The 13,922-nt window shown below is 53.0% G+C and carries 15 protein-coding genes and 1 riboswitch; of the genes, 12 read left to right on the top strand and 3 right to left on the bottom strand.

The genetic code is table 11. From position 1 onward, the window contains the following. Positions 1 to 205 precede the first annotated feature (205 nt). A riboswitch (Lysine riboswitch) is annotated at positions 206 to 400 on the top strand. A gap of 85 nt (positions 401 to 485) precedes the next feature. Further along, positions 486 to 1,835 carry a lysine-sensitive aspartokinase 3 gene (gene lysC, locus ACWWFX_RS17430; RefSeq protein WP_253898245.1) on the top strand — a complete coding sequence of 450 codons (1,350 nt, stop codon included), beginning with the start codon at positions 486 to 488 and terminating at the stop codon, positions 1,833 to 1,835. Between the two features lie 50 nt (positions 1,836 to 1,885). Here the strand turns inward: lysC and ACWWFX_RS17435 are convergent, their stop codons facing one another. Beyond that, positions 1,886 to 2,671: a nucleotidyltransferase domain-containing protein gene (locus ACWWFX_RS17435; protein ID WP_473224371.1), complete on the bottom strand. Its 786-nt coding sequence runs from the start codon at positions 2,669 to 2,671 to the stop codon at positions 1,886 to 1,888. A gap of 5 nt (positions 2,672 to 2,676) precedes the next feature. After that, complete coding sequence (locus ACWWFX_RS17440) at positions 2,677 to 3,804, bottom strand: slipin family protein (RefSeq protein WP_473224372.1); 1,128 nt, start codon at positions 3,802 to 3,804, stop codon at positions 2,677 to 2,679. A gap of 450 nt (positions 3,805 to 4,254) precedes the next feature. On the opposite strand from ACWWFX_RS17440, the gene rtcR reads away from it, so the two are divergent. From rtcR to ACWWFX_RS17465, 5 genes are all read left to right on the top strand, one after another. Then, complete coding sequence (gene rtcR, locus ACWWFX_RS17445; RefSeq protein ID WP_276222190.1) at positions 4,255 to 5,835, top strand: RNA repair transcriptional activator RtcR; 1,581 nt, start codon at positions 4,255 to 4,257, stop codon at positions 5,833 to 5,835. Between the two features lie 117 nt (positions 5,836 to 5,952). Beyond that, complete coding sequence (panS, locus tag ACWWFX_RS17450; protein ID WP_276222192.1) at positions 5,953 to 6,894, top strand: ketopantoate/pantoate/pantothenate transporter PanS; 942 nt, start codon at positions 5,953 to 5,955, stop codon at positions 6,892 to 6,894. Positions 6,895 to 7,046: 152 nt separating this feature from the next. Beyond that, complete coding sequence (locus ACWWFX_RS17455; RefSeq protein WP_473224373.1) at positions 7,047 to 7,619, top strand: hypothetical protein; 573 nt, start codon at positions 7,047 to 7,049, stop codon at positions 7,617 to 7,619. Positions 7,620 to 7,704: 85 nt separating this feature from the next. Then, complete coding sequence (locus ACWWFX_RS17460) at positions 7,705 to 7,878, top strand: hypothetical protein (RefSeq protein ID WP_276222196.1); 174 nt, start codon at positions 7,705 to 7,707, stop codon at positions 7,876 to 7,878. Positions 7,879 to 7,957: 79 nt separating this feature from the next. Further along, on the top strand, positions 7,958 to 8,230 hold the full coding sequence (locus tag ACWWFX_RS17465; RefSeq protein WP_276222198.1) for a YjbD family protein: 273 nt from the start codon (positions 7,958 to 7,960) through the stop codon (positions 8,228 to 8,230). On the opposite strand, the gene rluF is transcribed toward ACWWFX_RS17465, so the two are convergent. Beyond that, positions 8,231 to 9,103 carry a 23S rRNA pseudouridine(2604) synthase RluF gene (gene rluF, locus ACWWFX_RS17470; RefSeq protein WP_276222200.1) on the bottom strand — a complete coding sequence of 291 codons (873 nt, stop codon included), beginning with the start codon at positions 9,101 to 9,103 and terminating at the stop codon, positions 8,231 to 8,233. A gap of 348 nt (positions 9,104 to 9,451) precedes the next feature. On the opposite strand from rluF, the gene ACWWFX_RS17475 reads away from it, so the two are divergent. From ACWWFX_RS17475 to ACWWFX_RS17500, 6 genes are all read left to right on the top strand, one after another. Then, positions 9,452 to 10,399: a sugar-binding transcriptional regulator gene (locus tag ACWWFX_RS17475; protein ID WP_473224374.1), complete on the top strand. Its 948-nt coding sequence runs from the start codon at positions 9,452 to 9,454 to the stop codon at positions 10,397 to 10,399. A gap of 71 nt (positions 10,400 to 10,470) precedes the next feature. Further along, the gene (locus ACWWFX_RS17480) at positions 10,471 to 11,277 is read left to right on the top strand and encodes an SDR family oxidoreductase (RefSeq protein ID WP_473224375.1); all 807 of its coding nucleotides are present in this window, start codon (positions 10,471 to 10,473) and stop codon (positions 11,275 to 11,277) included. Between the two features lie 9 nt (positions 11,278 to 11,286). Continuing rightward, entirely contained in the window at positions 11,287 to 11,694 is a 408-nt protein-coding gene (locus ACWWFX_RS17485) for a mannose/fructose/sorbose PTS transporter subunit IIA (RefSeq protein ID WP_473224376.1), read from the top strand. After that, positions 11,694 to 12,188, top strand: a complete 495-nt coding sequence (locus ACWWFX_RS17490) for a PTS sugar transporter subunit IIB (RefSeq protein WP_456146661.1) — start codon at positions 11,694 to 11,696, stop codon at positions 12,186 to 12,188. The genes ACWWFX_RS17485 and ACWWFX_RS17490 overlap by 1 nt, the downstream gene beginning before the upstream one ends. A 65-nt stretch (positions 12,189 to 12,253) precedes the next feature. Then, complete coding sequence (locus tag ACWWFX_RS17495) at positions 12,254 to 13,051, top strand: PTS mannose/fructose/sorbose transporter subunit IIC (RefSeq protein ID WP_276222208.1); 798 nt, start codon at positions 12,254 to 12,256, stop codon at positions 13,049 to 13,051. An 11-nt stretch (positions 13,052 to 13,062) separates the two neighbouring features. After that, positions 13,063 to 13,887 carry a PTS system mannose/fructose/sorbose family transporter subunit IID gene (locus ACWWFX_RS17500; protein ID WP_015966358.1) on the top strand — a complete coding sequence of 275 codons (825 nt, stop codon included), beginning with the start codon at positions 13,063 to 13,065 and terminating at the stop codon, positions 13,885 to 13,887. Positions 13,888 to 13,922 lie beyond the last annotated feature (35 nt).

Consider the following 13,922-nt stretch of genomic DNA (forward strand, 5'->3'; position numbering starts at 1 on the left):
TACTGCCCTCGATTGTAGCGCCAGTTACAAAAATTTGTGATCGTTTTAGTGTTACAGGCAACAAACAAGGCATAAAGTCGCAAAAAGTATAGCTGTCATAAGTGTTTTTTCTGACACCCCTTTTTGCATGAAAAATCCGCATAACCCCAGCGTTGACAGGGGTGGCTTAAGCCTTTATTTATAAAGGCACTACCTGCGCATGGCGCAGGCCAGAAGAGGCGCGTTGCCCAGGTAATCGTATTTCAGGAGCCAGTCCGCGAAAGATACGTGAGGGGGAGTAACGCCGAGGTGGCTGAACGCCTGGTCACGTTCGCTATCGGCTACAGGGGCTGAATCCCCTGGGTTGTCACCAGAAACGTTGGCAGTCCGGCGTTTCGCAAGGTGGAGCACTTCTGGGGAAATCGTAGTTTCTGCGTCCCCCTGTATACCGCTCTTCCCTTGTGCCAAGGCTGAAAAAAGGAACCCCTGACACGAGGCAGTACACAATGACAGATTTTGTCGTCGCCAAATTTGGCGGCACCAGCGTAGCCGATTTTGATGCCATGAACCGCAGCGCGGACGTGGTCCTCTCCGATTCCCGCGTCCGTTTAGTGGTGCTTTCCGCCTCCGCAGGCGTGACCAATCTGCTGGTTGCGCTGGCCGAAGGGCTGGAAGCCACCGAACGCTTCGCCAAACTTGATGCCATCCGCAAAATCCAGTTCTCCATTCTGGAACGCCTGGCGAACCCGAACGTGATCCGCGAAGAAGTGGAACGCCTGCTGGAAAATATCACCACGCTTGCGGAAGCGGCTTCTCTGGCCACCTCAACTGCGCTGACCGATGAACTGGTCAGCCACGGCGAGCTGATGTCCACCCTGCTGTTCGTTGAAGTGCTGCGCCAGCGGGATGTGCAGGCGCAGTGGTTTGACGTGCGTAAAGTGATGCGCACCAGCGATCGCTTTGGCCGCGCCGAACCGGACGTTGCCGCGCTGGCCGAGCTGGCAACCCAGCAACTGGCCCCGCGTCTGGCGGAAGGCATGGTCATCACACAAGGCTTTATCGGCAGCGAAGCCAAAGGCCGCACCACCACGCTGGGCCGTGGCGGCAGCGACTACACTGCGGCTCTGCTGGGCGAAGCGCTGCACGCCACCCGCGTCGATATCTGGACGGATGTTCCGGGCATCTACACCACCGACCCGCGCGTCGTCCCTGCCGCTAAACGCATTGATGAAATCGCCTTTGAAGAAGCCGCCGAAATGGCGACCTTCGGCGCGAAAGTGCTGCACCCGGCCACGCTGCTGCCGGCCGTGCGCAGCGATATTCCAGTGTTTGTTGGCTCAAGCAAAGATCCGAAAGCGGGCGGCACGCTGGTGTGCAACAAAACGCAGAATCCACCGCTGTTCCGCGCGCTGGCTCTGCGTCGTAAACAAACGCTGGTAACCCTGCATAGCCTGAATATGCTGCACTCGCGCGGTTTCCTGGCGGAAGTTTTCGGCATTCTGGCGCGTCATAATATCTCGGTCGATTTAATCACCACCTCGGAAGTGAGCGTGGCGTTAACGCTGGATACCACCGGTTCAACCTCCACCGGCGATACGCTGCTGACTCAGTCGCTGCTGATGGAGCTTTCCGAACTGTGCCGCGTCGAAGTGGAAGAAAATCTCGCCCTGGTCGCGCTGATTGGGAACGACCTCTCTAAAGCCTGCGGCGTAGGCAAAGAGGTATTCGGGGTGATGGAACCGTTCAACATCCGCATGATTTGCTATGGCGCATCCAGCCACAATCTGTGCTTCCTGGTGCCAGGTAGCGAAGCCGAACAGGTTGTGCAGAAGCTGCATCAGAATTTGTTTGAATAAATTGGCACCGAATATTGCCCGACAAGCGTTATCGCTTTCGGGCAATTTGTTCATGCCATCACCGTTTGATAAAGCAGTTTATCAAGCGCGCTGACATTTCCCGTTCGGGCATCTGGCAACGCAGGCGTCACTTCGCCTCTCGCCAGTTCCGAGTGGATGAATGCATGCAACAACGGACGCCGCATGCCATATTCCGCTTCACCTGCGCGCATTTTACGCATCAACAATTCGTCTATCTCCCGACGCAATGACACCTCCAGATCGCTACCTGCCAACAACTCGGCAAAGCGCATCGGTGGAGCACCTTTTCCCGCTTCAATCCAGCGAACTGCCAGCAGCGGACGCAGTACATAGAAGTATTTTTTCAATCTGACTTCATCCCCCTGCAAATAACCACGAAAGTTTTTCCGCGCCATTGAGAGGTAGTGCCAGCGTGCGCGAAGCGGTGAGAACCAATGAGGGATCTGCTCTTTCAGCGCCGAAAATGTCACATCGTCCTGCCGATAAACGATTGGCGAATCCAGCCATTCGATAAGCGTCGGATTTGCCCCTTTCAGTAGCCCAAGAGCCTTACGCCACTCCCAACCACAAACATCCAGTTCATCATCTATCGGCAGTTCGATCACATCTCGCTGGGGCTCAACCCGCAAATACCATTCCGGCGGGTGAACATATAAAAAGCGCACGTCGTAATCACTATCAGGCGAGGCGAATCCCCAGCCCCGGCTACCGGATTCACAGGCAAAAAGCACCCTTACATCATAACGGCGCTCCACCTCTTCGAGCTGTCGTAACACCTGCTCGCGCATCGCGCCGTTAACGCCGTTATTCATCATTTACTCTACCCTTTTATATTCACTAAACCGTGTAGCACCTGGTCAAGACCGCCAAAGACCGAGATTTTATCGATACGTTCAGCCACCTTTTCTAAGGTCTCCATTTCCTTGAGTCGCAGCGCAACCGGGTTGTTTTCCATGACTTTGGCTGTGTTTAAAAGCGAACGCGTTGCAGCCGTCTCCTCGCGTCGACGGATAACGTTCGCCTGCGCCGATTTCTCGGCTTCAACGACTTTCGCCAGGATGGTTTTCATTTCGCCCGGCAGCACAATGTCCTTCACGCCTAAAGACGCGATTTCAATACCCAATGGCGCCATACGGGCTTTCACCTGTGCGCTCACCACCTGATCGATAACCTGCTTATCTTCCAGCAATTCATCGAGCGTGCGTGTTCCCACGGCTTCACGTAGCGCGAATTGCAGCTCGCGGTACAAGTGATCTATCGGTTTCGCCAGTTGTCCAAAAGCCTGTAAAACATCCTGATAACGCCAGTTAGCCGCCAGATTCAAACGCAGATTCACTTTGTCTTTGGTCAGAATCTCCTGCCCGCCCACTTCCAGAACCTGAAGTCGGGTATCGACCGCCTCTGCCTCCACAAGGTGATTCACCTTCCACCAGGCACTCAATCCGGGTGACAGCAATGCCTGTGTTTCACCATCAACTTTTAAAACCCCCACATGCCATGCAGCGATAGATACCGTGAGAATAATATCGCGCCCTTTTACCGCACCACTGCGTCGTGGCTGTAACACCGCGTTCATGACCTCCGCAGGGACCTGAACCTGCCGCGTATCCATACGCATCACGTGCATCTCCTCAACAGGCTTCCAGTACAAACGACGTGTGGAAGGCGCGAGAATCTCCTGCAACACGCCATTGATATACAAGGCACCCGCTTCAGAATCGGTTAAATCCGCGATCACGCAGTAGCGTTCAACCCATTCTGGCTGATAGCGACGCAGCCAGTTCGCCAGTACTTCAGGCACCTCACCACCGTCCAGGTTTATCACCAACACATCCGGCGTGGTGAACCAGGATAAACGATGTTCGCCTGCTTCCAGCACGCTGTAGTAATCGCCATTTTTTGCCAGTAATCCCAACTGACCTTTTCGTATTGTGATTTTCTTCGTCATTTTCTGTTCCTTTTTAAAACCAGGTGCGAGTGCAGAGGCGAAGCGACAGGGGAACTCCCTTTTGCCTGCCGCACGGCATCATTACCGGCAGCCTGTTTTGCGAATTGCCACCTGCACAATCCACGGTTTTGTTCGATGAATAACAACCAGTGTTCATTGAGTAAATGAATCGGGAATCGAACCCTTGCGTGTCATCGACTGAGACGGAACGCTCTCGGGAAAACAGCTTCAGCTGTTCCTGGGGCGCCGGCGGGGTTTTAATCCCCTGCATTTTCAGCACGTTGACCGATGACGTAATTGCCAGAAGCGTGCCAGAAGAAGAAAATCACGATAAATACTTATAATCATATGATTAATAATGGTTTTATTTTTTCTGTCCGTAACAGGCATTGCCTGCCTGTCAGGAAAATTTTATCTTCTGATATCGATATTTATTTTTATGGATAAACCATGAAAAAACGGCGGGTGGTGATTGGCGTCCTGGGTACAGTCCTGGATAAACGCGGCAAGCGAGCAAACCGATTTAAGAAATGGCGGCCCACGGTAGGATTATGCCAGCAGGCTGATTTCCCCATAGACCGCCTGGAATTACTCCACCAGCCACGAGATGAAAACATGGCGCAACGGCTGGCAGAAGATGTTGCCCTGCTCTCGCCTCGCACCGATGTGCGTCCACATACCGTGATGATTAATGACCCGTGGGATTTTGAAGAGGTTTACGCCGCCTTTCTCGACTTTGCGACGCATTACCCTTTTGATACCGAGAATGAAGAGTATCTGGTGCATATCACCACCGGTACGCATGTGGCGCAAATCTGCTGGTTCCTGCTCACGGAGGCTCGCTATCTTCCCGCCAGCCTGCTGCAAACCAGCCCGGCGCCGAAAGGTTCATCTGATGAAGCCATCGCAGCAGGCGAGTACTCGGTTATCGACCTTGATTTAAGTCGTTACGCCACCCTGACCAGTCGTTTTCAGCACGAACAGCAGCAATCGGTCTCTTTTCTGAAAGCCGGTATCGAGACGCGAAACGCCACATTTAACAAACTGATTGACCAGATTGAGCGCGTGGCCCTGCGTTCCAGTGCGCCGATCTTGCTTACCGGGCCGACCGGTGCCGGGAAGTCATTTCTGGCAAAACGGATATTTCAGCTTCGTCAGTCGCGTCATCGGGTCGACGGAAAATTCGTGGCCATCAACTGCGCCACATTGCGCGGCGATAACGCCATGTCCACGCTGTTTGGGCATGTCAAAGGCGCATTTACCGGCGCATTAACGCCTCGCGCCGGTTTGCTGCGGGAAGCCGATGGCGGCGTGCTATTTCTTGATGAGATCGCCGAACTGGGGCTGGACGAACAGGCAATGCTGTTAAAAGCCATTGAGGAAAAAACCTTCTTCCCATTTGGCTCTGATAAAGAGGTGCATAGCGATTTTCAACTGATTGCCGGCACCCATCGCGATATGCGCCAATGGATCGCCGAGGGGCGTTTTCGCGAAGACCTTTACGCCCGTATTAATATGTGGAGTTTCGCACTGCCAGGACTGATACAGCGGCGGGAAGATATCGCACCCAACGTTGAGTATGAACTGGGGCGATTTACGCGTGAACAACAATCACAGGTGCGTTTCGATAAAGAGGCGCGTGAGCGTTACCTCTCCTTTGCCTGCTCGCAACAAGCAGTATGGCGTGGAAACTTCAGGGAATTAAGCGCATCAATCACGCGTATGGCAACACTTGCAGAGAAGGGGCGCATAACGCTCGCTGTCGTCGATGAAGAAATTGCTCGCTTAAAGGCAGAGTGGCAAACCACAGGTGAAACGACAATCGTTAATCAGGAAATTGATCTCTTTGATCAGCGCCAACTGGAGACCGTTCTGGACGTATGCCGTACCAGCGCATCGCTTTCAGAAGCAGGAAGAATGCTGTTTGCTGTCTCCCGGCAGAAAAAGGCCAACCCTAACGACGCCGATCGATTACGTAAATATCTGGCACGTTTTGGATTGAGCTGGGAGAGTATTCACAGGGGAACATGAGCATAATTTGTTTGAATAATCCCCTTCCTCGCGATAAACAATACCTATGGCCGGGCTCGAACCCTGCCATTTTTATAACAAACAATGCAAACACAACGCTATCGCAAGGAATACAACATGCTCGCTGTTCTGACCCGGCTGTTCCCGTTATGGGCGCTGCTGCTCTCCGTTATTGCTTATTACACGCCGCCCACCTTCACAGCCATCGGCCCGTGGGTGCCGACTCTGCTGATGCTGATTATGTTCGGCATGGGCGTGCATCTCAAAGTGGACGATTTTAAGCGCGTGCTTTCACGCCCGGCACCGGTGGCGGCGGGGATTTTTCTGCATTATCTGGTGATGCCGCTCGCCGCCTGGCTGCTGGCGCTGCTGTTTAAGATGCCCCCGGAGCTTTCTGCCGGGATGGTGCTGGTTGGCAGCGTGGCGAGCGGTACAGCATCCAACGTGATGATTTATCTGGCGAAAGGCGACGTCGCGCTGTCAGTCACCATTTCCTCTGTTTCAACGCTGGTTGGCGTAATTGCCACGCCATTGCTCACCCGTCTGTACGTCGATGCGCATATTCAGGTTGATGTAATGGGCATGCTGCTGAGTATTCTGCAAATCGTGGTGATCCCTATCGGCCTGGGGCTGATTGTGCACCACCTCTTCCCTCGCGTGGTGAAAGCCGTAGAGCCTTTTCTTCCCGCCTTTTCGATGGTGTGCATTCTGGCGATCATCAGCGCCGTGGTGGCCGGTTCCGCATCACACATCGCCTCGGTCGGTTTTGTGGTGATTATCGCCGTCATTCTGCACAACACGATTGGCCTGCTCGGCGGCTACTGGGGTGGGAAACTGTTTGGCTTTGATGAGTCCACCTGCCGCACGCTGGCGATTGAAGTGGGGATGCAAAACTCCGGCCTCGCGGCTGCGCTGGGTAAAATCTACTTCGGCCCACTTGCGGCGCTGCCCGGCGCACTGTTCTCGGTGTGGCACAATCTTTCCGGCTCACTGCTTGCGGGTTACTGGTCCGGGAAGCCGATTGATGAGAAGGCGCGGGATGCGGTGAAAGAGGGATGATTTGCGGCCCGGTGAGGTGAACTTGCCGGGCTTTATGCTCTGTCCAGAAATTCTTTGCGAGGCGCTTTCCGGATTTTTATTGCAAATCTCGTGTAGATAACGCTCCGCGATAAGATTCGTACAAGGATCGCTGGCAGAGGGATGCAGCACGGATGAGTAACTTATCAATTCATGAAATTCATCATTACTGTCTTAATATCACTCAGGAAATCATTCTGATTTTGGGATGGCGCTCCATTTCGGTAGACATCCAAAGCGCAGAAGATAAATCTCTGTTAGCTGCGGGGGTTGCAGATAGTTCTCTCAACTGGTCATGGGGGATACGCCATTATTGCGGTGGTATCAGCAACGGTATTTTGGATATCCATCTCAAGCTCACCGACCGATCAACACCGGGTTCGCTGCATGCGGTTATTCTCTGTAAGTACGATTCCAGAAGAAATGAATTCGCAATTTGTATGCTGGAAAACTTTATTGCGCATGAAGTGAGTATGCTAACGGGAAACATCCTGACGATTGCCCTCATCTACTCAACCACTTTTTGCGACATGCTCGGATTAAGCGAGGTTTTCATTTGTGATCCGGTTCCGGACGCTCAGCCGCGTTATCGTGCGTATGGCTTTGCACAAGTCGCCAACGGCTATAATAAAATGTCTGCTGAAGTCATTGATATAAAAGAGACCATTCGAAGAAGAACGCTCAACGCACAAGATATTGCGTACTGAATGTCGCGTTATTCTCCCTATTTGTGATGCGAACTATTTTCAGTTAAAGTGATGTTCGATGGACAAAATTCATACAGGAGTCATCATGACCATAACCCATAAAAAAATTGATGCCGTCGACGTCAGGGCTGCTGCAACACGTGCCTTAGCATTCTGGTCAACCATTGATGGCCGTAAGCTCGCTGCAATCGGCCAAAACGAAAAGTCGATGGATATCATCGGGCCGGAAAAGAAAATACACTACGCTCGCCTCGCCTGACCTGGCGATTTGATTAAACCATTCTGCTCTCAGCTAATTTCCCGTACACTGGACTCTCTGGCTAACTGAGGGCACCATCATGGCACTCCCCCGCATCACCCAAAAAGAGATGACCGAACGCGAGCAGCGTGAACTGAAAACGTTGCTTGATCGCGCCCGTATCGCGCATGGCCGCGTGTTGACCAACGCCGAAACCAACAGCATCAAGAAAGAGTACATCGATAAGTTGATGGTTGAGCGTGAAGCTGAAGCGAAGAAAGCCCGCCAGTTGAAGAAAAAGCAGGCTTATAAACCGGATGCGGAAGCGTCGTTTTCCTGGTCGGCAAGTACGCCAACGCGCGGCAGACGCTGATTAACGTCCTTTCTTTTTACGCCCCGGCGAGTTAAAACGCTTACCGTTGGACGCCGGGCGGCCCCCTTTTTCAGCGGTTTTTTCCATCTTCACCACCGGGCGTTTAATGCCCGCCGTTTTCGGTTTGGCCTTCGCCTTTGGCTTCGCTTCCGAAGAGGAGCCTTCGATAAGTTTAAACAGGTCGATGAGCTCATCGTCGGTTAAATCACGCCACTCGCCCAGCGGAATACCGCTTAAGCTGACGTTCATGATGCGCGTACGTTCCAGTTTCTTCACTTCATAGCCAAAGTGCTCGCACATGCGACGAATCTGACGGTTCAGGCCCTGTACCAGGGTGATGCGAAACACAAACGGTGCTTCTTTTTTCACTTTGCACTTCTTCGTCACCGTCCCAAGAATCGGTACGCCCGCCGCCATGCCGCTCACGAACTCATCCGTCACCGGTTTATCTACCGTAACCAGATACTCTTTTTCGTGATCGTTACCGGCACGCAGGATCTTATTGACCAGATCGCCGTGGTTGGTGAGGAAAATCAGCCCCTGAGAATCTTTATCCAGGCGGCCAATCGGGAACACGCGCTTGCTGTGGTTGACGAAATCGACGATGTTATCGCGCTCGCCATCTTCCGTCGTGCTGACAATGCCCACCGGCTTGTTCAGTGCGATCAGCACCAGATCTTCTGCCTCGCGTGGCTCAATCAACTGACCGTTTACTTTTACAACGTCGCCAGGCTTCACCTGATCGCCAATGGTGGCGCGTTTACCGTTAAGGAAAACGTTACCTTGTTCGATATAGCGATCGGCTTCGCGACGAGAGCAAATTCCGCTTTCGCTGATGTATTTATTTAAACGGATGGATGAGTCGGGCAGCATAAGTTCTCCTCTAAAACGCGGAATATACCTTACCTCTTAGCGAGGAAAAACAGGGTTATGCGGCAACGTCGAAATTAAATGTGATCTGCCGCGCCTTTTATCACAAAAGTGTCGCCGCAAACCGGCTGCAATTTTGCGTAGCCAAAACCAGGATAATCAAGGCATTACGAATTTCTGCACACCTGTGCTGATGACTGCTACGAACAGAAACAAATGTGCAAGAGAAAGCGCCATTTCAGCCCGCGCAAAGAGTGAAAAATCGCTTTTAAAGGCTAACGGGATGGGGTTATATCAGATCAAGCGGTTAAAAAGCGTATTTGCACAAATGTGCAGAACCAGGAGGCGGCAATGGAAAACAGTGACGATATCCGTTTGATTGTGAAGATTGCCCAACTCTATTACGAACAGGATATGACGCAGGCACAAATCGCACGCGAACTGGGGATTTATCGGACCACCATCAGCCGCTTGCTTAAGCGGGGCCGCGAGCAGGGCATTGTCACCATCGCCATCAACTACGACTACAACGAAAACCTCTGGCTGGAGCAGCAGCTGAAGCAAAAGTTTGCCCTGAAAGAAGCTGTGGTGGTGTCGGGGCACGATGAAGAGGAAGACGTGCAACTGGCGGTGATGGGGTTACACGGCGCGCAGCTGTTGGATCGCTTGCTGGAACCTGGCGATATTGTCGGTTTTTCCTGGGGCCGCGCGGTACGCGCACTGGTCGAAAATCTACCGCAGGCGGCGCAATCCCGGCAGTTAATCTGTGTGCCGATTATCGGTGGGCCGTCCGGAAAACTTGAAAGCCGCTATCACGTGAACACATTAACCTACGGCGCGGCGGCGAAGCTGAAAGGGGAATCGCATCTCGCAGATTTTCCTGCCCTATTGGATAACCCATTAATTCGTAATGGGATCATGCAGTCTCAGCACTTTAAAACCATCTCGGCCTACTGGGATAATCTGGATGTCGCCCTGGTGGGGATTGGTTCCCCGGCCATTCGCGATGGCGCTAACTGGCATGCATTTTATGGCGGCGAAGAAAGTGACGACCTGAATGCCCGCCAGGTCGCCGGCGATATTTGCTCACGCTTTTATGATATTCACGGCGTAACGGTCGATACCAATATGAGTGAGAAAACGCTCTCAATCGAAATGAATAAATTAAAGCAGGCACGTTATTCCATCGGCATTGCCATGGGCGAAGAAAAATACAGCGGAATTATTGGCGCACTACGCGGAAAATATATTAATTGTCTGGTTACGAATAGCGACACAGCGGAACTGTTACTGAAATAAAAAATCTGCCCGACTTTTACCGTAATGAAAAATTACGGCGGGCCTCTGTTACCTAAAATCAGGAGTCTGTTATGCAAACGTGGTTAAATTTGCAGGATAAAACCATTATTGTCACCGGCGGCGCGTCCGGTATTGGCCTGGCAATTGTCGAAGAATTATTAGCACAAGGCGCAAACGTGCAGATGGCCGATATTCACGGTGGTGACGGTCAATATGAAGGCCATAAAGGGTATCAGTTCTGGCCGACCGATATTTCCAGCGCCAAAGAGGTGAATCATACGGTTTCGGAAATTATTCAGCGCTTTGGCCGCATCGACGGTCTGGTCAACAACGCTGGGGTCAATTTCCCGCGTCTGCTGGTCGATGAGAAAGCGCCTGCCGGACAGTATGAACTCAACGAATCCGCGTTCGAAAAAATGGTCAATATCAACCAGAAAGGCGTTTTTCTGATGTCACAGGCAGTGGCGCGACAGATGGTCAAACAACACGATGGAGTGATTGTGAACGTCTCCTCGGAAAGCGGGCTGGAAGGCTCAGAGGGCCAGAGCTGCTACGCCGCCACCAAAGCAGCGCTCAATAGTTTCACCCGCTCCTGGTCGAAAGAGCTGGGTAAACACGGTATCCGTGTGGTCGGCATCGCGCCGGGAATTCTGGAAAAAACCGGGCTGCGCACGCCGGAATATGAAGAAGCGCTGGCGTGGACGCGCAATATCACCGTTGAGCAACTGCGCGAAGGCTACACCAAAAATTCCATTCCTATTGGGCGTTCCGGAAGATTAGCAGAAGTAGCTGATTTTGTTTGTTATCTGCTGTCCGAACGCGCCAGCTACATCACCGGAGTAACCACTAACATCGCGGGCGGCAAAACGCGCGGGTAAGGAGGCTTTATGGTCAATGCCATTTTTTGCGCCCACGGCAAATTAGCCTGCGCCATGCTGGAATCGGTTCAGATGGTATACGGCGACGCCAATGTCGAGGCGGTTGAATTTGTACCCGGCGAGAACGCCGGAGACATCGTGGCAAAGCTGGAAAAGTTAGTGAGTATTCACAATCAGGACGAGTGGCTGATTGCCGTGGATTTACAATGCGGCAGCCCATGGAATGCGGCCGCGACGCTTGCAATGCGTAACCCGTGCCTGCGGGTGATCAGCGGCCTTTCTCTGCCCCTGGCGCTCGAACTGGTCGATAACCAGGGCAGCATGAACGTTGATGAACTGTGTGAACACCTGACGCAAATCTCAACGCAAACCTGCGTCGTCTGGAAACAACTGGAAACGGCTGAGGAGGATTTCTGATGAACATTACGCTCGCCCGCATTGATGACCGCCTGATCCACGGCCAGGTCACCACCGTATGGTCGAAAGTGGCTAATGCCCAGCGCATTATTATCTGCAATGACGAGGTGTATAACGATGAAGTTCGCCGAACCTTATTGCGTCAGGCTGCGCCGCCGGGAATGAAGGTTAACGTGGTCAATATTGAAAAAGCCGTCGCGGTTTATCACAACCCACAATATCAGGACGAAACCGTTTTTTATCTTTTCACCCGACCTCAGGATGCCTTAGAGATGGTTCGCCAGGGCGTAAAAATCGGCACCCTGAATATTGGGGGAATGGCCTGGCGGCCCGGTAAAAAACAGTTAACCAAAGCCGTATCATTAGATGACGATGATATTAACGCATTTAATGAGTTGAATAATCTTGGCGTCACCCTGGATTTACGCGTCGTGGCGTCCGATCCCTCAATCAATATTATCGACAAAATAAACGAACAGTTAGCTACAAATTAAATAATAGCGCCTGTGTACGAATGCTTTAACAGGCAGGGATGACGACACTTAAAAGGTGACAAATAATGGAAATAAGTACCCTACAAATCATAGCAATATTTCTCTTTTCCTGTATTGCCGGAATGGGCAGCGTGCTGGATGAATTTCAGACTCACCGTCCGCTTATCGCCTGTACGGTGATTGGCTTAATACTTGGCGACATCAAAACCGGGATTATGCTCGGTGGCACGCTGGAGCTTATCGCGCTCGGCTGGATGAACGTCGGCGCGGCACAGTCTCCGGATTCCGCGCTCGCCAGCATTATCTCCGCCATTCTGGTTATCGTCGGGCAGCAAAGTATCGCCACGGGCATCGCAATCGCCCTTCCTGTGGCGGCGGCAGGCCAGGTGCTGACGGTCTTCGCCCGCACCATCACCGTGGTGTTCCAGCACGCGGCGGATAAAGCTGCTGAAGAGGCGCGCTTTCGCACTATCGATATTCTGCATGTCTCCGCACTGGGTGTGCAGGCGCTGCGCGTCGCCATTCCGGCACTGATTGTCTCGCTGTTCGTCAGCGCCGACATGGTCAGCAATATGCTGAGCGCGATACCGGAATTCGTCACGCGTGGTCTGCAAATTGCGGGCGGTTTTATTGTCGTCGTCGGCTATGCCATGGTGCTGCGCATGATGGGCGTGAAGTATCTGATGCCCTTCTTTTTCCTCGGTTTTATCGCGGGCGGCTATCTCGACCTCAGCCTGCTGGCCTTTGGCGGCGTCGGCGTGATTATCGCGCTGGTCTATATCCAGCTGAATCCACAGTGGCGTAAAGCCGCACCGCAAACGCAGGCCACCTCTTCCACCGCCCTTGACCAGCTTGACGACTAACGGAGCCCATCATGGAACAGAGAAAAATCACACGCAGCGATCTGGTGAGCATGTTTCTGCGCTCCAACCTGCAACAGGCGTCCTTTAACTTTGAACGTATTCATGGGCTAGGCTTTTGCTACGACATGATCCCTGCCATTAAGCGCCTCTATCCACTGAAAGAAGACCAGGTCGCCGCGCTGAAGCGCCATCTGGTGTTCTTCAATACCACGCCAGCCGTGTGTGGCCCGGTCATCGGTGTGACCGCCGCCATGGAAGAAGCGCGCGCCAACGGTGCCGAAATTGATGACGGCGCCATCAACGGTATCAAAGTTGGCCTGATGGGCCCGCTGGCCGGGGTCGGCGATCCGCTGGTCTGGGGGACCTTGCGCCCGATTACCGCCGCGCTTGGCGCCTCGCTGGCGTTATCCGGCAACATTCTCGGCCCGCTGCTGTTCTTCTTTATTTTCAACGCAGTGCGTCTGGCGATGAAGTGGTATGGGCTACAGCTCGGCTTTCGCAAAGGCGTGAATATCGTCAGCGATATGGGCGGAAATGTGCTGCAAAAACTGACCGAAGGTGCCTCGATTCTTGGCCTGTTCGTGATGGGCGTGCTGGTCACCAAATGGACCTCAATCAACGTGCCGCTGGTCGTCTCGCAAACACCTGCCGCAGACGGTTCCACCGTCACCATGACCGTGCAGAACATTCTCGATCAGCTCTGCCCTGGCCTGCTGGCGCTGGGTTTGACGCTGCTGATGGTGCGTCTGCTCAACAAAAAAATTAACCCCGTATGGCTGATCTTTGCCCTGTTTGGCTTAGGGATTATCGGCAATGCGCTGGGCTTCCTGTCCTGATTCTTCGCCCCGGCGCAACTGCCGGGGCCATCGCT

It is taken from the genome of Pseudocitrobacter sp. 2023LY-00077 (genome assembly GCF_055796175.1).

Coding starts and splice junctions, on each gene's coding strand:
- lysC (WP_253898245.1), top strand. CDS start 486: ATGACAGATTTTGTCGTCGCCAAATTTGGCGGCACCAGCGTAGCCGAT.
- ACWWFX_RS17435 (WP_473224371.1), bottom strand. CDS start 2,671: ATGATGAATAACGGCGTTAACGGCGCGATGCGCGAGCAGGTGTTACGA.
- ACWWFX_RS17440 (WP_473224372.1), bottom strand. CDS start 3,804: ATGACGAAGAAAATCACAATACGAAAAGGTCAGTTGGGATTACTGGCA.
- rtcR (WP_276222190.1), top strand. CDS start 4,255: ATGAAAAAACGGCGGGTGGTGATTGGCGTCCTGGGTACAGTCCTGGAT.
- panS (WP_276222192.1), top strand. CDS start 5,953: ATGCTCGCTGTTCTGACCCGGCTGTTCCCGTTATGGGCGCTGCTGCTC.
- ACWWFX_RS17455 (WP_473224373.1), top strand. CDS start 7,047: ATGAGTAACTTATCAATTCATGAAATTCATCATTACTGTCTTAATATC.
- ACWWFX_RS17460 (WP_276222196.1), top strand. CDS start 7,705: ATGACCATAACCCATAAAAAAATTGATGCCGTCGACGTCAGGGCTGCT.
- ACWWFX_RS17465 (WP_276222198.1), top strand. CDS start 7,958: ATGGCACTCCCCCGCATCACCCAAAAAGAGATGACCGAACGCGAGCAG.
- rluF (WP_276222200.1), bottom strand. CDS start 9,103: ATGCTGCCCGACTCATCCATCCGTTTAAATAAATACATCAGCGAAAGC.
- ACWWFX_RS17475 (WP_473224374.1), top strand. CDS start 9,452: ATGGAAAACAGTGACGATATCCGTTTGATTGTGAAGATTGCCCAACTC.
- ACWWFX_RS17480 (WP_473224375.1), top strand. CDS start 10,471: ATGCAAACGTGGTTAAATTTGCAGGATAAAACCATTATTGTCACCGGC.
- ACWWFX_RS17485 (WP_473224376.1), top strand. CDS start 11,287: ATGGTCAATGCCATTTTTTGCGCCCACGGCAAATTAGCCTGCGCCATG.
- ACWWFX_RS17490 (WP_456146661.1), top strand. CDS start 11,694: ATGAACATTACGCTCGCCCGCATTGATGACCGCCTGATCCACGGCCAG.
- ACWWFX_RS17495 (WP_276222208.1), top strand. CDS start 12,254: ATGGAAATAAGTACCCTACAAATCATAGCAATATTTCTCTTTTCCTGT.
- ACWWFX_RS17500 (WP_015966358.1), top strand. CDS start 13,063: ATGGAACAGAGAAAAATCACACGCAGCGATCTGGTGAGCATGTTTCTG.